This is a genomic window from Gemmobacter sp. LW-1 (assembly GCF_001303875.1).
Lineage (GTDB): Bacteria > Pseudomonadota > Alphaproteobacteria > Rhodobacterales > Rhodobacteraceae > Gemmobacter > Gemmobacter caeni.
On the sequence record NZ_LJSC01000062.1, the window covers coordinates 38,830 to 61,620 of the forward strand.

General features: G+C 64.3%; 26 protein-coding genes and 1 tRNA gene. 11 read left to right on the forward strand and 16 right to left on the reverse strand.

Annotated features, from left to right (window positions below):
• Positions 1-20: 20 nt before the first annotated feature.
• The 3 genes from AO684_RS19775 to AO684_RS19785 form a co-directional block, all read right to left on the reverse strand.
• The gene (locus AO684_RS19775; protein ID WP_054304458.1) at positions 21-467 is read right to left on the reverse strand and encodes a cytochrome c-type biogenesis protein; all 447 of its coding nucleotides are present in this window, start codon (positions 465-467) and stop codon (positions 21-23) included.
• A 4-nt stretch (positions 468-471) separates the two neighbouring features.
• Positions 472-2,445, reverse strand: a complete 1,974-nt coding sequence (locus tag AO684_RS19780; protein WP_054304459.1) for a heme lyase CcmF/NrfE family subunit — start codon at positions 2,443-2,445, stop codon at positions 472-474.
• Between the two features lie 194 nt (positions 2,446-2,639).
• Positions 2,640-3,071: an Lrp/AsnC family transcriptional regulator gene (locus AO684_RS19785; RefSeq protein ID WP_054304499.1), complete on the reverse strand. Its 432-nt coding sequence runs from the start codon at positions 3,069-3,071 to the stop codon at positions 2,640-2,642.
• 109 nt (positions 3,072-3,180) lie between these two features.
• Here AO684_RS19785 and rocF point away from each other — a divergent pair, with 109 nt between their 5' ends.
• The gene (gene rocF / locus AO684_RS19790; RefSeq protein WP_054304460.1) at positions 3,181-4,107 is read left to right on the forward strand and encodes an arginase; all 927 of its coding nucleotides are present in this window, start codon (positions 3,181-3,183) and stop codon (positions 4,105-4,107) included.
• Positions 4,108-4,117: 10 nt separating this feature from the next.
• Positions 4,118-5,176: an ornithine cyclodeaminase gene (locus AO684_RS19795; protein ID WP_054304461.1), complete on the forward strand. Its 1,059-nt coding sequence runs from the start codon at positions 4,118-4,120 to the stop codon at positions 5,174-5,176.
• A gap of 3 nt (positions 5,177-5,179) precedes the next feature.
• Here AO684_RS19795 and AO684_RS19800 read toward each other — a convergent pair whose 3' ends face one another.
• From AO684_RS19800 to AO684_RS19815, 4 genes are all read right to left on the reverse strand, one after another.
• Positions 5,180-5,854 carry a GntR family transcriptional regulator gene (locus tag AO684_RS19800; RefSeq protein ID WP_054304462.1) on the reverse strand — a complete coding sequence of 225 codons (675 nt, stop codon included), beginning with the start codon at positions 5,852-5,854 and terminating at the stop codon, positions 5,180-5,182.
• Positions 5,855-5,931: 77 nt separating this feature from the next.
• Positions 5,932-6,771, reverse strand: coding sequence for a 1-acyl-sn-glycerol-3-phosphate acyltransferase (locus AO684_RS19805; RefSeq protein ID WP_054304463.1), 840 nt, complete (start codon positions 6,769-6,771; stop codon positions 5,932-5,934).
• On the reverse strand, positions 6,768-7,553 hold the full coding sequence (locus tag AO684_RS19810) for a GNAT family N-acetyltransferase (protein ID WP_054304464.1): 786 nt from the start codon (positions 7,551-7,553) through the stop codon (positions 6,768-6,770). Before AO684_RS19810 ends, AO684_RS19805 begins: the two co-directional genes overlap by 4 nt.
• 124 nt (positions 7,554-7,677) lie before the next feature.
• Complete coding sequence (locus AO684_RS19815; RefSeq protein ID WP_189379896.1) at positions 7,678-7,860, reverse strand: DUF3553 domain-containing protein; 183 nt, start codon at positions 7,858-7,860, stop codon at positions 7,678-7,680.
• 38 nt (positions 7,861-7,898) lie between these two features.
• On the opposite strand from AO684_RS19815, the gene AO684_RS19820 reads away from it, so the two are divergent.
• The gene (locus tag AO684_RS19820) at positions 7,899-8,495 is read left to right on the forward strand and encodes a histidine phosphotransferase family protein (RefSeq protein ID WP_054304466.1); all 597 of its coding nucleotides are present in this window, start codon (positions 7,899-7,901) and stop codon (positions 8,493-8,495) included.
• 69 nt (positions 8,496-8,564) lie between these two features.
• A complete protein-coding gene (locus AO684_RS19825) occupies positions 8,565-9,878 on the forward strand; it encodes a calcium-binding protein (RefSeq protein ID WP_054304467.1) in 1,314 nt (437 codons plus the stop codon).
• An 18-nt stretch (positions 9,879-9,896) separates the two neighbouring features.
• Here AO684_RS19825 and AO684_RS19830 read toward each other — a convergent pair whose 3' ends face one another.
• The 8 genes from AO684_RS19830 to rplU all read right to left on the reverse strand — a co-directional run bounded on the left by AO684_RS19830 (position 9,897) and on the right by rplU (position 16,565).
• A complete protein-coding gene (locus AO684_RS19830; RefSeq protein ID WP_054304468.1) occupies positions 9,897-11,153 on the reverse strand; it encodes a glutamate-5-semialdehyde dehydrogenase in 1,257 nt (418 codons plus the stop codon).
• Between the two features lie 114 nt (positions 11,154-11,267).
• The gene (gene proB / locus AO684_RS19835) at positions 11,268-12,383 is read right to left on the reverse strand and encodes a glutamate 5-kinase (RefSeq protein WP_054304500.1); all 1,116 of its coding nucleotides are present in this window, start codon (positions 12,381-12,383) and stop codon (positions 11,268-11,270) included.
• Entirely contained in the window at positions 12,383-13,414 is a 1,032-nt protein-coding gene (gene obgE, locus AO684_RS19840) for a GTPase ObgE (RefSeq protein WP_054304469.1), read from the reverse strand. Before obgE ends, proB begins: the two co-directional genes overlap by 1 nt.
• Positions 13,415-13,486: 72 nt before the next feature.
• Entirely contained in the window at positions 13,487-14,017 is a 531-nt protein-coding gene (locus tag AO684_RS19845; protein WP_054304470.1) for a GNAT family N-acetyltransferase, read from the reverse strand.
• Positions 14,014-15,051, reverse strand: coding sequence for a GNAT family N-acetyltransferase (locus AO684_RS19850; RefSeq protein ID WP_054304471.1), 1,038 nt, complete (start codon positions 15,049-15,051; stop codon positions 14,014-14,016). The genes AO684_RS19845 and AO684_RS19850 overlap by 4 nt, the downstream gene beginning before the upstream one ends.
• 9 nt (positions 15,052-15,060) lie before the next feature.
• The gene (locus AO684_RS19855) at positions 15,061-15,657 is read right to left on the reverse strand and encodes a GNAT family N-acetyltransferase (RefSeq protein WP_082401149.1); all 597 of its coding nucleotides are present in this window, start codon (positions 15,655-15,657) and stop codon (positions 15,061-15,063) included.
• 229 nt (positions 15,658-15,886) lie between these two features.
• A complete protein-coding gene (rpmA, locus tag AO684_RS19860; RefSeq protein ID WP_054304472.1) occupies positions 15,887-16,156 on the reverse strand; it encodes a 50S ribosomal protein L27 in 270 nt (89 codons plus the stop codon).
• Positions 16,157-16,169: 13 nt separating this feature from the next.
• On the reverse strand, positions 16,170-16,565 hold the full coding sequence (gene rplU / locus AO684_RS19865) for a 50S ribosomal protein L21 (protein ID WP_054304473.1): 396 nt from the start codon (positions 16,563-16,565) through the stop codon (positions 16,170-16,172).
• Between the two features lie 298 nt (positions 16,566-16,863).
• Between rplU and AO684_RS19870 the strand changes: the two genes are divergently transcribed.
• Both AO684_RS19870 and AO684_RS19875 read left to right on the forward strand, forming a co-directional pair.
• On the forward strand, positions 16,864-17,709 hold the full coding sequence (locus AO684_RS19870) for a helix-turn-helix transcriptional regulator (RefSeq protein WP_054304474.1): 846 nt from the start codon (positions 16,864-16,866) through the stop codon (positions 17,707-17,709).
• A 31-nt stretch (positions 17,710-17,740) separates the two neighbouring features.
• Positions 17,741-18,271 carry a YbhB/YbcL family Raf kinase inhibitor-like protein gene (locus AO684_RS19875; RefSeq protein WP_054304475.1) on the forward strand — a complete coding sequence of 177 codons (531 nt, stop codon included), beginning with the start codon at positions 17,741-17,743 and terminating at the stop codon, positions 18,269-18,271.
• A gap of 11 nt (positions 18,272-18,282) precedes the next feature.
• Here the strand turns inward: AO684_RS19875 and AO684_RS19880 are convergent, their stop codons facing one another.
• Positions 18,283-19,161, reverse strand: coding sequence for a DUF2059 domain-containing protein (locus tag AO684_RS19880; protein WP_161806030.1), 879 nt, complete (start codon positions 19,159-19,161; stop codon positions 18,283-18,285).
• 242 nt (positions 19,162-19,403) lie between these two features.
• Between AO684_RS19880 and AO684_RS19885 the strand changes: the two genes are divergently transcribed.
• The 5 genes from AO684_RS19885 to AO684_RS19905 all read left to right on the forward strand — a co-directional run bounded on the left by AO684_RS19885 (position 19,404) and on the right by AO684_RS19905 (position 22,661).
• Positions 19,404-19,493, forward strand: a tRNA-Ser gene (locus AO684_RS19885).
• Positions 19,494-20,129: 636 nt separating this feature from the next.
• Complete coding sequence (locus AO684_RS19890) at positions 20,130-20,420, forward strand: hypothetical protein (RefSeq protein ID WP_200907841.1); 291 nt, start codon at positions 20,130-20,132, stop codon at positions 20,418-20,420.
• A complete protein-coding gene (locus AO684_RS19895; RefSeq protein WP_054304477.1) occupies positions 20,420-20,869 on the forward strand; it encodes a hypothetical protein in 450 nt (149 codons plus the stop codon). Before AO684_RS19890 ends, AO684_RS19895 begins: the two co-directional genes overlap by 1 nt.
• 97 nt (positions 20,870-20,966) lie before the next feature.
• The gene (locus AO684_RS19900) at positions 20,967-21,197 is read left to right on the forward strand and encodes an AlpA family transcriptional regulator (protein WP_054304478.1); all 231 of its coding nucleotides are present in this window, start codon (positions 20,967-20,969) and stop codon (positions 21,195-21,197) included.
• Positions 21,198-21,311: 114 nt separating this feature from the next.
• On the forward strand, positions 21,312-22,661 hold the full coding sequence (locus AO684_RS19905; RefSeq protein WP_054304479.1) for an AAA family ATPase: 1,350 nt from the start codon (positions 21,312-21,314) through the stop codon (positions 22,659-22,661).
• Positions 22,662-22,791 lie beyond the last annotated feature (130 nt).

A 22,791-nucleotide genomic window follows, 5' to 3' on the forward strand; every position in this document is an offset into this window, starting at 1 on the left:
GGGGAAAGCGGAACGGCGCGTCACTCTTTCAGAATCTCTTTCAGCCGGGCCTCTTCCTCGGCGCTCAGCGCTTCGGTCGGCTGTTTCGAGCGGCGGCGCAGGAAGGCAAAGGCGGCGATCCCGCCCAGCAGCAGCATCCCCGGACCGGCCAGCCAGAGAACAAGGTTCGAGCCGGTGGCGCGCGGTTCGAACAGCACGAACTCGCCATAGCGTTCCACCACGAAGTCGATCACCGCGTCGTCGCTGTCGCCAGCCACCAGCCGTTCCCGCACCAGAAGGCGCAGATCGCGGCTGATGTCGGCGTTTGAATCGTCGATATTCTCGCCCTGACAAACCGGGCAGCGCAGCAGTTGCGAAATGGCGCGCGCGCGCGCCTCCAGCGCAGGATCGGGCAGCACCTCGTCCGGCTGGACCGCCAGCGCGGGGAAGGCCAGAAGCGACAGGCACAGGGCAAGGATCAGGCGCATCGCGTTACTCCGCCGCGACCGGGGCAGCCGCACGCCGGGCTGCCCCCGCCGCCACGCGGTAGCGGCGGTCCGAAAGGGACAGAAGCCCCCCGAGCGCCATCAGTGCGGCGCCAATCCACAGCCAGTTCGCCAGTGGTTTCCAGTAGCCCCGGATCGCCCAGCCGCCGTTATTCTGCGGATCCCCGATCACCAGATAGATGTCGCGGAAGAAGCCGTAATCCAGCGCCGCTTCGGTGGTGGGCATGGCCTGCACCGGATAGACGCGCTTTTCGGGATAAAGCACCGCAACTTCGCGCCCCTCGCGGCGCACCACCATCTCGGCCATGGTGGACAGGTAGTTCGGACCCTCGACCTGCTCGACCTTGTTCAGCGTCACCTCATAGCCATGCAGCGGGAAGCTTTCGCCCACCTGCACGACCTTGATGATCTCGGTCGCCCAGGCGTTCATCGCGCCGACCGCAATCATCGTGACGCCCAGCCCGGCATGGGCGGTCACGCGGCCCCAGTCGGCGCGCGGCAGACGGCCAAGCCGTTGCAGACGGCCGCCAACCGCACCGCGCCCGGTGCGCGCCCAAAGGTCGGTCAGCGCGCCGAACACCAGCCAGGCGCCAAGCGCCGCCGCCACCGGCCCCACCGCCGAACGCCCCGTCTCCAGTGCCCAGGCCAGCAAGCCACAGGCCACTGCCAGGATCAGCGCGGGAATCAGTTGCCGGAACACGCGCCCGACCTCGGCCCGTTTCCACGGCAGCATCGCGCCAATGGGCAAAAGTACCGCCAGACCGATCATGAAGGGCGAGAAGGCGGCGTCAAAGAACGGGGCGCCGACGCTCAGCTTGCGGTCCCACAGCATCTCGGCCACCAAGGGCCAGATCGTGCCGACGAAGACCACGAAGGCCGCGACCGCCAGCAGCAGGTTGTTCACCACCAGCGCGCTTTCGCGGCTGACCATGGCGAAGATGCCCTTCGCCTCCATCGCGCCGGCACGGGCGGCGAACAGCGTCAGCGCGCCACCCATGAAGACACCAAGGATCATGAGGATGAACACGCCACGTTCTGGGTCATTGGCAAAGGCATGGACCGAGGTGATGACACCCGAGCGCACGATGAAAGTGCCGATCAGCGAGAATCCGAAGGCGAGGATGGACAGCAGGATCGTCCATGCCTTCAGGCTTTCGCGTTTTTCCACAACGATGGCGGAATGCAGCAGGGCCGCGGCAAACAGCCAGGGCATGAAGCTGGCGTTTTCGACCGGGTCCCAGAACCAGAATCCGCCCCAGCCAAGCTCGTAATAGGCCCACCACGACCCCAGCGCGATGCCGATGGTCAGGAAGATCCAGGCCGCCAGCGTCCAAGGCCGGACCCAGCGCGCCCAGGCGGCATCAACCCGCCCCTCGATCAGCGCCGCGACGGCAAAGCTGAACGCCATGCTGAGCCCGACATAGCCGAGGTAGAGGAAGGGCGGATGGAAGGCGAGACCGGGGTCTTGCAGCAGCGGGTTCAGGTCGTCACCGTTCAGTGGCGGTTCGGCCAGACGCAGGAAGGGATTGGAGGTGAACAGAAGGAACGCCAGGAAAGCCACCCCGATCATCCCCTGCACCGAAAGAACCCGCGCCTTCAGCGTCGCGGGAAGGTTGCCGCCGAACAGCGCCGCCGCGCTGCCATAGGCGGCAAGGATCAGCACCCAGAGCAGCAGAGACCCCTCATGGTTGCCCCAGACGCCCGAGACCTTATAGAGCATCGGCTTGTCGGTATGGCTGTTCAGCACCACAAGACGCAGCGAGAAATCCGAGGTCACGAAAGCCCAGGTCAGTGCCCCGAAGGCCACCGCGATCAGCACAAACTGCACGACCGCCGCCGGATCGGCCACTGCCATCCACCCCGACCAGCGCTTCTGCGCCCCGATCAGCGGCACCACCGCCTGTACCACGGCCACCGCCAGTGCCAGCACCAGCGCGAAATGCCCAAGCTCTGAAATCATGCGCGTCTCCCTTGCAGGCGGGATCATAGGACAAGACGCCGCGCGCCGCCATGGGGCTGCGCCCAAGCGTCGCAACCGGCGCGCCCAAATTTCTTTGAAGAAATTTGTAAATCTTTTCGTTGAAAAGATTTGGGGGCCAGCCCCCATCGCGCGTGCCGCGCGATTCCCCCGGGATATTTATGGACAGAAAATGATCAGCGTCGGCCCGCCTTGCGGGTGGAGAGGAGAAGGTTGGTCTCGGATGTGGTGACGCCTTCGATATTGCGGATGCGGTGGATCACCTCATCGAGTTCCAGCAGCGTCTGGGTCGAAAGTTCCACGATCAGATCCCATTTTCCGTTGGTCGAATGCACCGCCATGACGGCAGGCAGGCCAGCGAGGCGCGCCATGATCTTTTCGCCGCCGCGCCCCTCGATCCCGATCATCATAAGCCCGCGCACCGGGGCAGCGGTGACATCGGCGCGGGTGAGCACGGTAAACCCAGCAATCTCGCCCCGTGCGGTCAGCCGCTCCATCCGGGCGCGCACCGTGGCACGGCTGAGACCAAGGCGATCAGCAAGTTCGGACAGGGCCGCCCGGCCATCCCGGCGCAACTCGGCGATCAGCCTTTGGTCGATTTCGTCCATTTCGACGGTTTTCCTTTTCATCCCGCTGAATTCTTCGCGCATAATGCTCATAATGCCGCTGGATGCTGCCGCAAAGTGAAAACATGTTTGTCGGAACAGGAGATTTGCCATGACACGGACCATTCTGATCGGCGCGCCCGTCGATTCCGGCCAGCGCCGCCCCGGTTGTCTGATGGGCCCGGCGGCCTATCGCGTGGCGGGGATTGCCGGCGCCATCCGCGATCTGGGCCATGGGGTCGAGGACTGGGGCGACGTCGCCCTGCCAGATCTGCAGGAGGCGGTTTGCGCCAACCCGGCGGTGGATCAGCTGCCCGAGACGCTGGGCTGGACCGAGGTTCTGGCGGACCGTGTGGATGACGCGCTGTCCGAAGGCGCGATGCCGGTGATTCTGGGGGGCGATCATTCGCTGGCGCTGGGGTCAGTATCCGGGGCGGCGGCCCATGCACGCCGGGCCGGGCGGCCGCTGTTCCTGCTGTGGCTGGATGCGCATTCGGATTTCCACACGCCGATGACCACGACCAGCGGCAATCTGCATGGCACGCCGGTCGCCTATATCGCCGGGCGCGACGGGTTCGACGCTTTCCCGCCCTTCCCGGCCCCGATTCCGGCAGACCGCATCTGTCTTTACGGCATCCGCTCGGTCGATCCGGCAGAACATGCGGCGCTGCTGGAACATGATATCGCGATCAATGACATGCGGGTGCTGGATGAACATGGCATCGTCGCACCGCTGCGCAGCTTCCTGGCCAAGGTGCGCGAGGCGGGCGGGATGCTGCATGTAAGCCTGGATGTCGATTTCCTCGACCCCTCCATCGCGCCTGCGGTGGGCACCACTGTTCCGGGCGGCACCACTTTCCGCGAAGCGCATCTGGTGATGGAACTTCTGCACGAATCCGGGCTGGTGACCTCGCTCGACCTTGTGGAACTGAACCCTTTCCTCGACGACCGGGGCCGCACCGCGAAGCTGATGGTCGATCTGGTCGGCTCGCTGATGGGCCGCAAGGTGTTCGACCGTCCGACCCGCAGCTTTACCTGAGAGAGATGCCATGACCGCCCCCTCCCGCAATGCTCTTGTGCCTTTTGTCAGTGTTGACAACATGATGAAGCTGGTTCTTCACATCGGGGTTGAACGCATGATGGCCGAGCTTGCAGCCGAGATCGAGGCCGATTTCCTGCGCTGGCCGCTGTTCGACAAGACCCCGCGCGTGGCCAGCCATTCCGAGGTGGGCGTGATCGAGCTGATGCCGACCTCGGATGGTGAGACCTATGGGTTCAAATATGTGAACGGCCATCCGTCGAACATGAAGAAAGGCCTGCAAACCGTTACAGCATTTGGTCTTTTGGCGGATGTGGCAACGGGCTATCCGCTGATGCTCAGTGAAATGACCCTGCTGACGGCGCTGCGCACGGCGGCGACCAGCGCCATGGCAGCGAAATGGCTGGCGCCGAAGGGCGCGCGGGTGATGGCGATGATCGGCAATGGCGCGCAGGCGGAGTTTCAGGCGCTGGCCTTCAAGGCGGTCTGCGGCATCGAGGAGATCCGGCTTTACGACATCGACCCGGCTGCGACCGTGAAATGCGCCCGCAATCTGGCGGGGCGCGGGCTGACCGTCGTATCCTGCACCAGTGCAGAACAGGCCATGGAAGGCGCGGAGATCGTGACCACCTGCACCGCCGACAAGCAATATGCCACCATCCTGACCGACAATATGGTTGGCAGCGGCGTGCATATCAACGCGGTCGGCGGCGATTGCCCCGGCAAGACGGAACTCCACCGCGACATCCTGCTGCGGTCGGGCATCTTCGTCGAATACCCGCCCCAAACCCGTATCGAGGGCGAGATCCAGCAGCTTGAGGCCGATCATCCGGTGACGGAGCTTTGGCAGGTCATCGCCGGTCAGGCGGCGGGACGCACCGATGCGCGGCAGATCACGCTGTTTGACAGCGTGGGCTTCGCCATCGAGGATTTCAGCGCGCTGCGCTACGTCCATTCGCGGCTGCGCACCTCGGGCCTGTATCAGAACCTTGATATGATCGCCGACCCGGATGATCCGCGCGACCTGTTCGGCATGCTGCTGCGCGCCGGAGCGGCGCAGGCGGCCTGAGCCTCAGGCGGTTTCCGCCAGCGCGTCGCGCACCTGTTCCACCCCCTGCGTCAGGTCGAGGCGGATCGCCTCGGCCAGCGCCTGCGGATCGCCCGCCTTCATTGCAGCCAGGGCATCGGCATGACGGTCCGGCAGACCATTCTCGATATAGCGCCCCAGAACGGCCCGCAGCGACGGCCCGAACCGAAGCCAGAGCGAGCGGGCGATGTCTTCCAGCACGATTGCCCCGGCTGCTTCGTACAGCGTGAAGTGGAAGGCGTGGTTCTGGCGCAGGTATTCCTGCACGTCGCCCGCCCGGATCGCCGGCTCGATCAGCGCGTCGATCGCCTCCAGCCGGGCAATGCGTTCGGGCGTCAGCCGGGGGGCGGCCAGTTCCGCAAGCTTCGGTTCGATTGCCAGACGGGCATGGACCAGCTGGCCAAACAGATCTGGCGTCATCCTTGGCACGGTCACGCGGCGGTTGTCCTGAAGCGCCAGCGCCCCTTCGGCGGTCAGTCGGCGGATCGCCTCGCGCACCGGGGTCATGCCCGCATCCAGATCGCGGATCAGACCCTGGATGGTAACCGGCTGTCCCGGCAGCAGCACGCCATAAAGCACCATGTCGCGCAGCCGCAGATAGGTAAGCTCATGCGTCGGAATTTTCCGCGCCTCGCCCCGGTCCTGCCCTGTGTCGTCCATCGCCTGCCCTCCGTGATCTCGCGGAACATGGGGCAGCACCGCGATTTGATCAATAGCCGATCCGCGTCGCTCCGACGTCATTCCGCGTGAATTTCCGCGGTCTGCGCAAGCGGATGCGCGGTGCGGATCACCCTTTCGCAATAGGCCGCCAGTTGCTTGCGATCTGCGAAGGCATCGACGGGGACTGACGGGTGAAAGATCACCTCGACACGGCCCTGCCGGGGGGTGGCCAGAACCTTGATCAGATGGCCCGCAAAATCCATGTCGCCCCACCAGCCATAATAGCGCGGGTCGCGGCCCACGGGGGCATGATAGACCACCGTCACTGGCTGGATATGCAGCACCCGGTCCATGCCATGAGTGAAAAACGCCTGAAACAGCGGGGTCTTGAACGGCAAGACCCGGATCGCATCAGTCGAGGTGCCCTCGGGGAAGAACAGGAGCCGATGACCGGCCCGCAGCCGCGTCTCCATCATCTCTTGCTGGGTCCTGGCCTCGGCAGGGCGGCGGTTGATGAACATGGTGCCGGTGGCGCGTGCCAGGATGCCGATGCCGGGCCAGTTCGCCACATCGTCCTTCGATACGAAATACACCCGGTCGGCGGCGTTCAGGGTGAAGATGTCCAGCCAGCCGACATGATTGGCCACGATGGCGCCCTGCCCCTGCATCGGCCGACCGGTCACGCTATAGCCGAACCCCATGATGGCAAGACCTGCGCGGCAGACGAACTGGGTGATCCAGGGCGTGATCGGGCGGTGCAGGCCGAACAGCGGTTTTTCGACCAGCCGCACCAGCAGGAAGATCGCCAGACAGCCATAGGTCACTGCCCCGAGTGCCAGCCCCCGCAGCCCGACGAGCCCCCAGCCCAGCGGTCCGATGCGGCCGGGTTCCAGCCGCGCCTCGTGCCAGGAGCTCATGCTTCGTCTCCACGGCGGCGGGTGTAATAGTCGCGGTGCCGTGCCGACATCTGCGTAGTGTCCATCACCAGCAACACGTCTATGGTGTTGAATTCATGGTCAATCCAGGCCCCATCCCCGACAAAGCCCCCCAGCCGCAGATAGGCCTTGATCAGCGGCGGTGTCGCCTGCATGGCGCGGCGGCGGTCCACCGCCTCGGGCGGCAGAGCGTCCATCTCCAGCCGGTGCGGGGCACGCGCCACCGGGCGCAGCCCCTCGGGTGCAAGGTGGTGGCGGTAAAGGTAGGCCAGCGGCTCGGCCACACTGGCGGGATCGGTGCCCGGAAAGCTCGCCGTGCCGAACATCAGGTCGATGTCGCGGTCCAGCACATATTCGGCCAGCTTGTTCCACATCAGCATCATCGCAGGCCCGCCCCGATAATCGGGATGCACGCAGGAACGGCCCAGTTCCAGCAGGCGCCGCCCCCCGCCCAGCAAGGGGCCAAGGTCAAATTCCTGCTCCGAGTAGAAATCCCGGCCCTCGGGCAGACGCGCGCCCGGCAACAGCCGATAGACGCCCACCACATCTTCCAGCCGTTCGGGATTGCGGCTGCGGTCGATCAGCAGAAGGTGATCGCACAGATCGTCGTAATCGTCGCATTCCAGTCGCGCCGCGTGATCGACCATCGGCCCGTCGCTGCCCATTTCCCCGACAAACACCTCATAGCGCAGGCGCTGCGCCGCGCGCAGGTCGCGCGCATCGGCCGCAAGCCGCACCTCGAACAGGCTTTCGTCGGTCTTCATCCGGCGCTCCCTCGTCCGTTCCGGCCCGAACCGGCTTTAGGCGCTGGGGCCGCGCAATGCAAGCGGCCCGCCTCTGCGGCTCAATCACCAGTTGCGCCGGGGTGTTTCGAGATATAAAGCTATATCAATCGAATACACGCTCTAGGGTGACGCGGCTCCCGTCTATTACAACTTTGCCGCGGTGTTCAAAGTTCACGGTGATCCGGGCTCCGACATTCGACTGGACCTGTCCCAGACCCCAGTCGGGTTCCTGCGGGTGGCGTACCAGCATGCCGGGCTCCAGCAGTGCATTCAGTCCCAGTTGCATTTCCGTTCCCTGCCCTCCGTCCTCTGTCAGGAACATCCATGCCGGACCGCCCCGACCTCAGTGCCCTTATGGGCTCCCGAATCTGCCATGATCTTATCAGCCCGATCGGCGCGATCGGCAACGGGGTCGAGCTTCTCATGCTGGATGGCGGCACGCCGGGGCCGGAAATCGCGCTGATTGCCGAAAGCGTGGGCCATGCCAATGCGCGCATCCGTTTCTTCCGCATCGCCTTCGGGGCCTGCACCGGGGATCAGCGGCTTGGACGGCCCGAGGTGAAGGCGCTGCTGGCCGATCTGGCGCGCGGCAGCCGGCTGAGCTTTGACTGGACGGGACCGCAGGACATGCCCCGCCGCGAAGTCAAGCTGGCCTTCCTGCTGATCATGTGCCTGGAAACCGCCATGGTGCATGGTGGCCGCATCCGGATCGAGCGCGACGACCGGGGCTGGCATATCCTCGGGCTGGGCCCGAAGCTGCGGATCGACCCCGATCTGTGGGAGGTGCTTTCCAACCCCGGCGCCCGGCACCAGATCACCGCCGCGCAGGTGCAGTTTGCCCTCGTGCCGGACGAACTGACCCGGCTTGGCCGCACTCTCGGGGTCGAGACGCGGGACGGGGAAATCCGGCTGAGCTTCTGAAAACCCTTTTTTCTTTCTTCCGCAGGGCGGGCATGAATAATGCCTGTTGTAAGCGCGAGGGAGAGAGACATGGCAACGCTTGATGGTAACCTGAGCCTGACCCTGAACGGCTCGACCGATTTCAGCATCGGGTTTGATGAATATGTGTGGTCCGACAGACATCTGAAGGCGCTCGAGCTTTGGAAACCGGATGACAGCGGCCTTGCCACGGTCAAGATCTCGCTGACCGGAAACAACTGGGGCACCAATCTCATTCAGGCCGGCGGCGATCTGGGAGTGACGCTCACCGATTCCGCAAAGGGCAGCGGCCGCTTCATTGCCACCATCCGCCTGGACGGCGCGGGCGACAATGTGGTGAAGCTGGCCCGCAGCGACGTGCAGCTTCTGACCACCGGCAACGGCAACGATACGATCACGACCGGCAAGAACTGGATCGGCTTCATCGCCACCGGCGAGGGCAATGACCGCGTGACCACCGGAAACGCCGGGGTGATGTATATCGACCTCGGCGAGGGGGACAATTTCGCCAGCATCGGCGCGGGCGGCGCCAGCTCGGTTCGCGCGGGCAGCGGCAACGACACGATCACTGCCACCGGAGAGATCGAAACCCTCTACAGCGGGCGCGGCAATGACCAGATCACCACCGGGGTGAACTATGTCGACGCGATCAACACCGGGCGCGGCATGGACAAGGTGGTGCTGGGCAGCGGCGGCGCCTCTTTCGTGGCTCTGGGCCGCGATGCCGATGTGCTGGTGGTGAAACAGCAGGCCGATCCGACCGCCCTTGTCGTGGTCGGAGGCGGTGGCAATATCTCCACCCCCGAGGACGAGGACCGCGATCTTGTCGATTTCTCGGCCTTCACCAAATCGCTGACGGTCGACCTTTCCAGCGGCAACGCAACCTCGGCGCAGGGCACCTTCCTTCTGCGCGACATCGAGGATGTGACCGGCGGGCGCGGCGCCGACCGCCTGACCGGTGATGGCGAGGACAACGCGCTGACCGGCGGCGGCGGGCGTGACACGCTGACCGGCGGTGAAGGCGCCGACATGCTGCGCGGCAATGCCGGGGCGGATCGTTTCGTCTTTACCAGCGTCGCCGACAGCACCGAGGAATTTGCCGATACAATCCTCGATTTCAGCCGCAAGCAGGGCGACCGGATCGACCTCAGCGCCATCGACGCCAATGCGGCCGCAAATGGCAACCAGTCCTTCGCCTTCATCGGCAAGAAGGATTTCACCGAAAAGGCAGGCCAGTTGCGCTACGAAACCTCCGGCGGCAAAACCGAGATCCAGGGTGATGTCGACGGCGACGGCGCGGCGGATCTGGTGATCCTGCTCAACAGCGCGCTTTCCCTGCGCGCCGGTGACTTCATCCTCGGCTGAAACCTTCTGCCGCGCCCCTCAGGCGCGGCAGGTGCCATCCCCGGTGACCAGATATTTGAAGCTGGTCAGTTGCTCGGCCCCCACCGGGCCGCGCGCATGCATCTTGCCGGTGGCGATGCCGATTTCCGCCCCCATGCCGAACTCGCCGCCATCCGCGAACTGGGTGGAGGCGTTGCGCATCAGGATCGCACTGTCGAGCCGCTGGAAGAACCGCGCCGCCACCGCATCATCCTCGGTCAGGATGCTTTCGGTATGGCTCGATCCATAGCGGCGGATATGGGCAATCGCGCCGTCCACGCCATCGACCAGCTTCGCCGCGATAATCATGTCCAGAAACTCGCGCCCGAAGTCTTCGGGCGCCGCCTGTACCGTACCCGGCACCGCCAGCAACGCGCCCTCGGTCCGGACCTCGACGCCGGCCTTCACCAGATCCTCGATCAGCACGGCGCCGTGACGGGCGTAGAACGCCCGGTCGATCAGCAGACATTCCGCAGCGCCGCAGATGCCCGTGCGCCGGGTCTTGGCGTTCAGCACCACGCGCCGCGCCTTTTCCAGATCGGCGGCCCCATCCGCATAGATGTGGCAGATGCCCTCCAGATGCGCAAAGACCGGCACCCGCGCCTCACGTTGCACCAGACCGACCAGCCCCTTGCCGCCGCGCGGCACGATCACGTCGATGAAATCGACCGCCTGCAACATGGCCGAGACCATCGCCCGGTCACGCGTCGGCACCAGCTGAATCGCCGCTTCCGGCAGACCGGCGGAACGCAGCCCTTCCACCATGCAGGCATGGATCGCCCGCGAGGAATGAAAGCTCTCGGACCCGCCGCGCAGGATCACCGCATTCCCGGCCTTCAGGCACAGCGCACCCGCATCCGCCGTCACATTGGGGCGGCTTTCATAGATCACGCCGACCACGCCCAGAGGCGTCGCCACCCGCTGGATATGCAGGCCCGTCGGCCGGTCCCATTCCGCCAGAACCCGCCCCACAGGATCAGGCTGTTCGGCAATGGCGCGCAGCCCCTCGACGATGCCCCCGATCCGGCCCTCGTCCAGCGTCAGCCGGTCCATCATGGCGGGCGTCAGCCCCTTTTCGGCGCCATAGGCCAGATCCTCGGCATTGGCGGCGATGATCGCGGGCACGCCCGCCGCCACCGCATCGGCAGCAGCCAGCAGCGCAGCGCGTTTGGCTTCGGCTGGCGCGAAGGCAAGCTCCGCCGCAGCTTCGCGGGCCTTCGCCCCGATCTCCTGCATCAGCTTGCCTGCGTCTTCCATCCTCTGCCCCTTTTGCTTCTTGCAGAAATACTCCACGGGGGTCGCCAATCGGCGCCATCGGTTCAAGCCCGATTGGCGACGGGGCGTGAAGCCCCCGGCGGTTTCCCTCCGCGTCTAGATCACCATATCGTCGCGGTGAACCAGCGCCGCCCGTCCCTCATACCCGAGGATTCCGGCAATATCGCTTGACCGGTGCCCGGCAATCGCCCGCGCCTCGTCCGACGTATAACGGATCAGCCCGCGCCCCAGCGCCGCGCCGTCGGGACCGATGATCCCCACCGGCTCGCCCCGGCCGAACGCGCCCTCGACCGCTGTCACCCCCGCCGGCAGCAGGCTCTTGCCCGACCTGAGCGCGGTGACAGCCCCGGCATCGACCCGGACCCTGCCCTTTTCCTTCATCGCATTGATCCAGCGCTTGCGCGCGACCTGCGGATCGGCCTGCGCCACAAACCAAGTCCGGTTTGCACCCTCCGCCAGCGCCTTCAGCGGACGCGGAACCGAGCCTTCCATGATCGCCATGGCACAGCCCCCCGCCACGGCGGTCTTGGCTGCCATCAGCTTGGTCTTCATGCCGCCTTTCGACAGGCCGGAAATCGGATCGCCCGCCATTGCCTCGATCTCCGGCGTGATGGTCTCCACCAGATCGAAGCGCTGCGCCGTCGGGTCTTCCTTCGGATTCGCCGAATAGAAACCGTCGACATCGGACAGCAGGATCAGCTGATCCGCCCCCGCCGTCACCGCGATCTGCGCCGCCAGCCGGTCGTTGTCGCCAAAGCGGATCTCGTCCGTCGCCACCGTGTCATTTTCATTCACGATGGGCACGACGCCCAGCCCCAGCAGTGTCTCCATCGTGGCGCGGCTGTTCAGATAACGGCGGCGGTCCTCGGTATCTTCCAGCGTGACCAGAACCTGCCCAGTGGTGATCCCATGCGGCGCCAGCACTTCCTCATAGGCACGCGCCAGCCGGATCTGCCCGACCGCCGCGGCGGCCTGCGATTGTTCCAGCGTCAGCGCCCCGGCGGGCAGGCCAAGGATCATCCGCCCCAGCGCGATGGAGCCGGAGGACACCAGCACCACCTGTGTTCCGCGCAGCTTGGCTTCGGCCACATCCAGCGCCAGCGCGGAAAGCCAGCCCTGCCGCAGCCCCTTCTGCCGGTCCACCAGCAGGGCCGAGCCAATCTTGATCACCAGCCGCCGCGCCGCGCGCACATCGGGCGCGGCGATCTGCATCAGGGCTGCCACGGCTTCACCTCCACCGGCATGCGGGATTTGCGGTCTTCCATGATCTCGGCATGGATCGCGCGCAGTGCATCCTTGATGCCCTCGCCCGTGGCGCCGGAAATCAGATGCACCGGCCCGCCGCTGGCTTTCTCCAGCGCGCGTTTGCGGGTGCCGATGGTTTTCTTGTCCAGCGCGTCAATCTTGTTCATCGCAAGGATGCGCGGCTTGTCCGCCAGCTCTTCGGCATAGGCTTCCAGCTCACCCACGATGGTGCGGTAATCCTTGGTGATGGTCGACGACGTGCCATCCACCAGATGCAGCAGGACCGAACAGCGTTCGACATGGGCAAGGAACTGGTCGCCCAGACCCCGCCCCTCTGACGCGCCCTCGATCAGCCCCGGAATATCGGCCATGACGAATTCATGCCCGTCGATCCCCACCACGCCCAGGTTCGGCACCAGCGTGGTGAACGGGTAATCCGCGATCTTCGGCCGGGCGTTGGACACGGCGGCAAGGAAGGTCGACTTGCCCGCGTTGGGCAGGCCCACCAGCCCGGCATCGGCGATCAGTTTCAGGCGCAGCCAGATCGTGCGCTCCACCCCTTCCTGACCCGGATTGGCGCGAGCGGGCGCGCGGTTGGTCGAGGTCTTGAAATGCAGGTTGCCGAAGCCACCGTTGCCGCCCTTGGCCAGCAACACCTTCTGTCCGACCTCCACCAGATCGGCCAGAACGGTCTCCTCGTCCTCGTCGATGATCTCGGTTCCGACCGGGACTTTCAGCACGATGTCATCGCCGGTCTTGCCGGTTTTCTGGTTGCCCATGCCGGGCTGGCCCGATTTGGCGAAGAAATGCTGCTGGTAGCGGAAGTCGATCAGCGTGTTCAGCCCCTCGACTGCCTCGGCCCAGACCGAGCCGCCATTGCCGCCGTCGCCGCCATCCGGGCCACCAAATTCGATGAACTTCTCGCGCCGGAACGAGACGCAGCCCGATCCGCCGCCGCCCGAGCGGATATAGACTTTGCAGAGATCGAGGAATTTCATGGGCGAGCCCCTTCGGGATTGGATGATTGGCGATAGCCGCGAAGCCGCGCGGGCGCAAGCAGGGCTTGCGTTTCAGGGCGCTGGCGGAGGTGCGGCGCGGTCGTCAAGACGGCGCTGCATGAACACGAGGTCCAGCCAGCGGCCGAATTTTTGCCCGACCTCGGGCATACGGCCGGTTTCCACGAAACCGGCGCGGGCATGAAGGTGCAGCGAGGCGGTATTTTCCGAGGTGATGGCGGCAACCATCTCGTGCTTGCCACAGGCGCGGGCACGATCTGTCAGAACCTGCAACAAGGCCAGCGCCACGCCGCGCCCGCGCGCCTCGGGTGCGACATAGACCGAGTTTTCCACCGTGGCCCGGAACCCGTCAAACGGGCGCCAGTCGCCGAAGCTGGCATAGCCCAGCACCGCCGCGCCTTCGGCCGCCACCAGCACCGGATAGCCCAACTGCCCGCGCATCTGCATCCAGGCGATGCGGTTCGCGGCATCGACCTCGCCCTCCATCAGAATGGCGGTCGTGTTGCGCACGGCATCATTGTAGATGGCGGCGATACCGGCGGCATCGTCGGGCGTGGCGTCACGGATGGCAAAGGGTGCGGTCATGGTGCCGCATCCTGCCCGTTTCCGGCCGCGCGGTCCAGCCGCAGCAGAACCGTCGGATGCAGGCCGATGCGTGCCGGGCTTTCCCCCTCGCCCCGGCCGGTCTCAACGAAGCCAAGCCCCCGCAACAACCGCAGCGAGGCTGCGTTGTCGGCGAAGACGGTGGCACTCAGCGACGGCAGGCCGAAACGGGCAAAGGCACTGGCGATCAGCGCCTGCAACGCCTCGCGCGCATAGCCCTTGCCCCATTCGGCGGGGTCCAGGAACAGGCCGATCTCCGATGCCTTGCGCTGAAGCTGCACGACACCAATCAGCCGCCCATTGCGCCAGACACCCAGCCTGAAGCCGGGACAGCCGCGCCACGGCAGCGCCTCGACCCAGGCGCGCACCACATCCTCGGGCCAGGGAGACAAGAGGCTGCCCGTGTTGCGCGCCACCACCGCCTGCCCGCCGATCCGGGCCAGCGGCGCAATGTCGCGCGGCACCTCCAGAGGCGCCAGCCGCAGATGCGGCGTGTCGATCACCAGCGGATTGCGCGCGGCCCATGTATCACGGTCCAGCATGAACACTCGCTGTTCGACCTCGGCACCCCGCGCACGGGCGAATTGCATCGCCCTACCCCGTTCACGAAACCCTGCCTTTTGAAGTACATGCGCCGAAGTCGCATTATCTGCAAAACACCGCGCGGGCAGGTCGCCCGCCTCCGGGTCAGCGAAATGCGCCGCCAGAACGGCGGCCAGTGCGGCGGAGGCATGACCCCGCCCCTGCGCCTCGGGCACAATCCAGTAGCCGGGGCCATCGGGTTTCAGGGCGATCAGGCCGACGAAGACCCCCGCATCCTCAATGGCCCAGACCGCGTTCTGCGGCGCGGTAGCCAGCCAGTCGCGGAAGTCAGCCACGCCATAGGGATGCGGCACCGAGGTCAGCCAGCCGGCAACCTCGATCCGCGACAGCGCCGCCACGACGGCGGCCTCGTCCTGTATCGTCAGGGGGCGGAGCAGTCTCCGCCCCGCGTTCAGCCGGGCGGAGAGGGTCATGCTATCCTCTCAGTCCAGCTTGCGCAGGTAGGTCCAGGTCGGGACCCTGGAATTGCGGGCGACCGAGAAGGTTTCCGCATCGCCAAGATACTGGAACCCCGCATTGGTCAGGACACGGGCCGAACCCGGATTGTCCTGAAACACCTCGGCAAAGATGGTGCGGTTCTTCTGCGGATTGGCCATGACCAATGCGCGCACCGCCTCGGACGCAAAGCCCGTGTTCCAGAAGGCAGGTGCAACCCAGTAACCGATCTCGCTTTGATCGCGGTTGAACTGCGCCTCGTCCATGCGCTTGAGGCTGATGACGCCCAGGACCTCGGCCAGACCATGCGCCGATCCGTCCAGCACCCAGACCTCTTCGCGCCCGTCATGCGCCATGGCACGGGTCACGAAGTTCTCGGCCGCGCCTGGCGGAAGCGGATGCGGGATCGAGCGGGTCGCCTCGGCCACGCGGCGGTCGCCCGCATACATGGCAAACAGGCCCGCATCGGATTTTCGGACCGGGCGCAGCACGAAACGGCCCGCGCCGATCACACCGTCGACAACCTGGCCAAAGCCGGTGATCCCGGTGAAATCCTGATCCTTCGCAATCACATCCAGCTTCATCGCTTCCCTCCTTCGAAGCGCCCCCGGGCGCAAACCGGCGCCCATCGCACGAATAACTTCAACTCTCCCCCTTCCCGCGACTTGGGGCCGGGGTCTTTCCGGCACAAGGGCTGCCAAAGCCGCCATGGCCGTTTTTTCCCCTTCCTGCCGCACACTGGCGGCGAAAATGAGGAAAGGGGCCGGCCTTTCGGCCGACCCCCTTGTTACAAGCCAGTTGTAACGGTTCGGCTTACTCGGCCGCCTCCGCAACCGGGAGGACCGAAATGAAAGTGCGGCCCTTGAGGCCCTTCTTGAAGGTGACGCGGCCTTCGACAGTGGCAAAGATCGTATGATCGGTGCCCATGCCGACGCCTTCACCCGGGAACCAGGTGGTGCCACGCTGACGGACGATGATGTTGCCCGGAATGGCAGCCTGGCCGCCATACAGCTTCACGCCAAGACGACGACCGGCCGAATCACGACCGTTGCGCGAGGAGCCGCCTGCTTTCTTGTGTGCCATGGGGTGTTACTCCTTATTTCGCCGGTGCGTTGTTATGCGCGGCGCGGCGGGCATCGGCGGTGCCGGTGGCAGCCATGACGCCCGATGTATCGGCACCCGAGGACAGCACGTCGGTCACGCGCAGCAGGGTGAGCTGCTGACGATGGCCTTTGGTGCGCTGCGAGCTGTGCTTGCGGCGACGCTTGACGTAGTGGATGGTTTTCTCGCCCTTGATCTGGGCAATCACCTCGGCCTGCACGGCAGCGCCGGCAACGGTCGGAGCGCCGAGGGTGACGGTTTCACCGCCCACCATCAGGATTTCGTTGAACTGGACTTTGTCGCCAGCATTGGCCGCGAGCTTTTCAACGCGCAGGATGTCACCAGCCTGCACCTTGTATTGCTTGCCGCCCGTCTTGAGGACCGCGAACATGGGTCTTTCCTTTTCGAACTTCCGCATCCTGTGGCCCCGCCCCGTTGCCGGTTTGGTGTTGCCGGGTTTCCCCGCCTCGGACAGCGCGCCCCTCGGGGGGCGAAGATGAGAATAAGCCCGCTGACTCGGACCGAGCCTTCGGGATGCGCGCTTATCGGGGATCAGGGATACGAAGTCAACACCCGTGCGGGCGGGCTTTGTCTGTCGCGGGCTTCGGGGTATGCTGGGGCATGATCCGCGCCGACACATATCCCTGCCTGACCCGATCCGCCGCCGCCGTCAACCGCCGGTGGCCGCAATGACCATGCTGCCCGGACAGATCATCCGGCAGGCCAGGCAGGCCCGGATGCACAGCCTGGTCTCGCCGATGCCCGCGCTGATCGAAGTGCGGCGTGGTGTCAAAGAGGTGATCACGGCAGGGCAGCGGCTTGCGGTGCCCGAGGGCGGGCTGGTCCTGCTGCCCGAGGCATTGCCGATGACCATTTGCAATATCCCCGACGGTCGCGGTGGATACGAGGCCCGCGCCCTGCCCCTGCCACGCACCGCGATCGAGGCGGCGATGGCGCGGCTTCCCGCCACACCGCGCCCCGCTTCGGCCAGACCGATGCCGCTGGCCGCCCTTCCTGAACCGGCTGCGACCCTGCTTGGCGGTTTCTTTGCGCCCTCGCCTTTCGCGGTCCTGCCCGCCGACGTGCTGGCGCTGCGGCTGGAGGAACTGGCGCTGTGGCTGGCGCTGGACGGGGCGGTTCTGCCGCCCCCCGGCCCCGTCCGGCTGTCAGACCGGCTGCGCGCCCTGATCGCCGCCGATCCGGCTGCCGACTGGACGGCGAACCGCGCCGCCAGTCAGATGGCGCGCAGCCCCGCCACCCTGCGCCGTCATCTGGCCGCCGAGGGCACCAGCTTTGCCGTCCTGCTGCGCGATGCCCGGCTGACGCAGGCGCTGGGGATGCTGCAATGCACCGCCTTCCCGGTGTCGCGGATCGCCGCCGAAGTGGGCTATGCCTCGCCCCAGCAGTTTGCGGCGCGCTTCCGGGCGCGGTTCGGCCTTGCACCGCATGAAATCCGCCTCCCGCTGCCCGAGGATGAGCGGAACGGGGCAGAGCCTGCGCGGAACGGGGCCATGCCGGGGGTCACGACCGGCTAGAAGGACGCATCCCCAGCAACAGGAGATTGCAATGCGTTCCTTCTATCCCGTCCTTCTGGCCGCCAGCCTGATCGCCAGCGGCGCCGAAGCCGATATGGTGCTGACCTCGGATGCGCTTGGCACAGGCACGCTTGGCATGGATCAGGTGTTCAACGGGTTTGGCTGCACCGGCAGCAATATCTCGCCCGATCTGGCATGGCACGGCGCGCCCGAGGGCACCGGCGCCTTCGTCCTGATGATGCATGACCCCGACGCGCCGACCGGATCAGGCTGGTGGCACTGGTCGGTGGCCAATCTGCCCGCCGATGTGACCGGCCTGCCTGCGGGCGCCAGTGGACATATGCCCGATGGCGCCGTGGAAACCGCCACCGATTTCGGGACCACGGGGTTTGGTGGCGCCTGCCCGCCCGAAGGCGATGCGCCGCATCATTACACGTTCACGCTTTACGCCCTGCCCGCGCCCCTGCCCGAAGGCGCGCTGGCCAGCCCCGCGATGGTCAGCTTCATGGCCCGCGCACAAGCGTTGGGCAGTGCCAGTCTGACCGCGACCTACGGCCGCTGACCGGCCTCGCGTCAGATGTCTTCGCCCAGCATCTGACGCCCCGCCGCAAGGCCGAGTTCAGTGCTGATGCGGACAAACATGCCATCGAATGCGGCGAAGACCGCCGCATTCAGCCGCTTGCCCTCGGGACTTTCGGAAAACCGCTGATAGGCTTGCAGTTCCTCATCCGACAGCGGCTGATAGGCCAGCGAGAGATAGGGCCAGAGCCAGTCCTCCGCCTCGGAGCGCACCTGCGCCTCCTGCCCCCAGACCTCGGCCAGCATGTCGGCTTCGGACATGGCATCGCCAAAGGCACCGCCCGCATTGAGCCCGCGATAGAAGGCCAGATTGGCATTCATCGCGCCCATGACATTCATCTCGACCAGATCATTGGCCTCGGCGAAACGGTGCAGCGCCTCAAGCCGGGGGGCGCCTTCGGCCTCCATCCGGGCGACGGCGGCCTGCGCGGCCTCCTCCACCTTGTCATCCAGCAGCGCCTGACGTGCCTCGATCTCCAGCGACAGGATCTTCTGGCCACGCGCATCGCCGAAGAAGGCCTCAGCAGCCGCAATGACCTCCGGTGCGCCGGTCAGTTCCCGTGCCAGCGCGGTCTCGAACTCGGTCTGCATCCGCCCGGGATCATAGATATGCGAGACCAAAGCCTCCCAGGCGGCAGGCGCCTTGTCGGGCAGCATCTCGGTCTTCAGCGCGGCACCATAGTCCAGCCCCTCGGCCCGCATGACCGCGATCAGCTCGTCAATGTGCATGGTTCGGGTCAGCTCGGTCAGCCCGGCCGGAATAGAAGCCCCCGCCGCCGGCGCCCCGGTCGGCGCCTCGGCATGGGCAAGCGGCGCCTGCCCCATCGCCAGCATCACGGCCAGAATCGCCACGGGGCCGCAGAATTTCGACACGGGCCTACCTCCTGCCACATCGGGCCCGTTTGCGGGCCGCAGGTCCAGAGCTAACCCGTCGCCACGCCTTTGCCAACCAGCCCGGCCACATCTTCACGTGATCGCACCGCGAGCCGCACGCACCCGAAGGGATTTCCGCCCCATTCCAGCAACTTGACGCAATTTTCAACTTTTCTGTGAAAGGGGTCTTGCAAGCCCCCGAATGCTTCGTTAAATCCCCGCTTCACGACGACCCCTGACGCGGAGAGGTGGCAGAGTGGTCGAATGCGGCGGTCTCGAAAACCGTTGTCGGTTTGCGCCGACCCAGGGTTCGAATCCCTGTCTCTCCGCCACTTGCCTCCATTTAACCTATTGAAATAGCTGACAAATCTGCGATTTCACGTCGTCAGCTTCCACCATTCTTTCCCCCATTTGGCGGCGGATTGACGCGGAAATGTAATGCGACAGAAACAGGGGGCCATAAGAGGCGGTGCCAGGCCTGAAGCGTCGTTACCTGTCGTAAGGTGTCCCGAGCCGTCTTAAGCCAATAAAATAAGGCATTTATCGATAGGCGCAGCGAGATTGGCACTATGGCTTACCTGTATGTCCACGATGGGACATCGGACAAAATTAGGGGGCCAAAAGCGCGAACCAGTCCAGTGACGGTTTCCGAAGGCTCCTGCGGGCGCTCTGTTGGAAAACCGCGTTTAGCCCAACGATACAAGGCGTTTTCGAGCCACAGTGCCCTTTTGGCGGGAAGTCTCCGACTGGCCGTAGGATGCAACTAGCGCGCGCTTTCTGTAACGCGACAAAAACATAGGGTTTTTTAAGAGAGTGCGTTGCCCTATCCGTCGCTAGGTGTCGTTACCCGTCGCCAACCGTCTTTCCTCAATAAAATAAGGCGCTTGCCGAGGCTGTGAGGTTCTGGTGCCGTGTCTGGGCGACTCCGGGGCGGTCATGTGTTCATCGGCACTTCGCGAAGCGGCAGCATGAGCGAAAACGCTCTGACGAACGTTCTGAAACGGATGGGCCGCAAAGACCTGACGAACCACGGGTTCCGCAGCACGTTCCGAGATTGGGCCGGTGAAACGACCGCGCACCCGCGCGAAGTTGTGGAACATGCCCTTGCCCACAGCTTGAAGGACCGGGCAGAAGCGGCTTATCAGCGCGGCACCCTGTTGCCGAAGCGCCGTCGTCTCATGGAAGACTGGTCGAATTACTGCGGCACCGTTCGACCCACAGACGCCGATAACGTTGTGCCGATGCGGGGTGCAGTGTGATGGCCGACAAGACCGCCGAACTACTTCGCAGCGATTGGGGGGTGGAACAACTGTTGCACCGCGCGAAAACCGAACCAGACGCCGCCGCAGAATTGTTGCAAATCGCCGCCCTATATCTTCGGCGGGCGATGACAATGCCAGTCGAACTAGCCGAATACATTGCAAATGCTTTTTCGAAGGCCGCAGATGCAGAAATTCTAGATCGAAGGGACACTCTCGCTGCTGAACTGCACCTGCAACGCAAGGCCAATGCGCCCGTAAAGGTTCGTCCAACCGATGTTGTCGCGATGGTCATGGGCCACGACTACCATAACGAAATCAAGACGAACAAAACACCCCGCCTAGAAAAGCAACTCGTTTCAGACATCATTCTGCGCTTCAAAGTTTCTGACAGTAAGGCCCGCAGCCTTATCAAAGCCGCCCGCGCACATTACCGGGCAGAGTGGTAATAAGCTTGCCGACTTACTACTACTTGTTTTCAATGACTTTTTGAGCCGAACCGACCATGTTCCCTTCATGTCCAGTTAGACGCAAGAGGATCGGAACATGCAGATCAAACGCCAGCAACGGATTGATGCCGAATATGGCATTCCGAAGTCGACGCAATACTATTGGGAGAAGCACGGGCTTTGGCCGAAAAGGGTCAAGATCGGTGCCCGTGCCGTTGGCTGGATCGCCGACGAAATTTCCGCCGTAATGAAGGCCCGCGCTACCGGCGCAGATGATGCCGCGATCAAAGCTTTGATTGTCGAACTGACTGCCGCACGTCAGGCGTGAGATTTGGCGGAGTATCAGTCCGCCAAAGTAATCAATAAAATATGGTAGAATAGCGATGGAACGGCAGGATTGCATGTTCCTTTGCATGTTTGCCAGCAATACAGGCCCGAAATCATGGCGAACGACAGCCCTATTGCGGCGGGACGACACGCAGCGACCGCCGCCGAAACTTCGGCTTTTGAAAGCGCCAGAGACGTGCTTGCCTTTATTGAACCGGCGGACCCGGAAGATTTTCGCGACGTTGCGAGAGGCATCAAGTCGCTTGGGCCGCTATTCGAAGGTTTGTTCATTGAATGGGCGATCCGCCACGGGATGCGCAAGTATCGCGCAAGCAAGTTGTGGGCAATCACAAAACCCGATCCCGATGCGCTCGAAGACCTTACGCTTCGCAAGCTTGATGCCCTGAACCGAACGAGCCGGTATCAACCCCTAAGCGGCGTCGCGATCAGCGCCCTTGTTTCCGTCGAATGGCGCGTGAAGAACGTGTTCCCGGCAAAAGGCTTGGGCGTGATCGGCGGGCCGTTCAAGTCGGGGAAGTCGTTCCTGCTTTTCGACATGCTGTTCACCATTGCCGAAGGTGGAACATGGTTCGGCTTCAAGACCAAGGCCGCGCCCGTTCTGTATGTCAGCTTTGAAGGCAACGCCGGGGTCCGCCAGCGGGCCGCAGCATGGGCCGCATTTCATGGCAGGCCGGTTCCGGCGAACTTCGCCGCGATCCTGCAACCCTTCGCGCTCACGTTCGAACAGGACATTCAGGAGTTGGCGAACATCTGCCCACAAGGTTGCGTCGTCGCCATCGACACACTGAACCGGGCATCGCCGGGGCTGGATGAAAACAGCGGCAAGGATATGGGCGTAATCATCGCCGCAGCGTCGCGCCTTCAACGGTTGATCGGCGGTCTTGTCATCCTCGTTCACCATACCGGCAAGGACGCCGAAAAGGGTCTTCGCGGGCATTCCAGCTTCCCCGCTGCGGTTGACGGTTCGTTGATCGTCGGTCGCGACGGCGACGCCCGAACTTTCACGCTGGACAAGGTGAAGGACGGCGAAGACGGCAAGGCGTTCGGTTTCAAGCTGGAAATCGTGAAAGTCGGCAAGGACGAAGACGGCGACGATATTACAAGTTGCGTCGTAGTGCCGTCCGAATTGCCCACAAAGATTGTCGGGAACGGCCCAACGCTTAGCGACGGCGAATTGTTTCTAAAGTCTACGTTCTGGGAAGCATTCACCGAAAGACAGAAGCACGACTACGGATGCGACCCGAGGGGTGTCCCGGTTGAGTTGTGGCGAAAATTCTTTGATCGAAAATCGCACCTCGAAAATAGCGCAAGCAAGAAGCGAACGTTCTATCGCGATCTCGGAAAGATGATCGTAAAAGGATTCTTCTTGGTCGAAAACAACATCGCGCTTCCGATGTTGCCGCAAAATCCCGCCAATAGCGGTCCCCAAAATGGCGAGCGGTGACATGGTGACACGCGGTGACAAACTGGTGACATATCACCGGGGACATAGGGACACACACCCCTATAGGGGGTGTCCATGTCCGATGTTTGATTTTCGAAACGAGAAATCATCTTAATCCATGTCCCTTGCC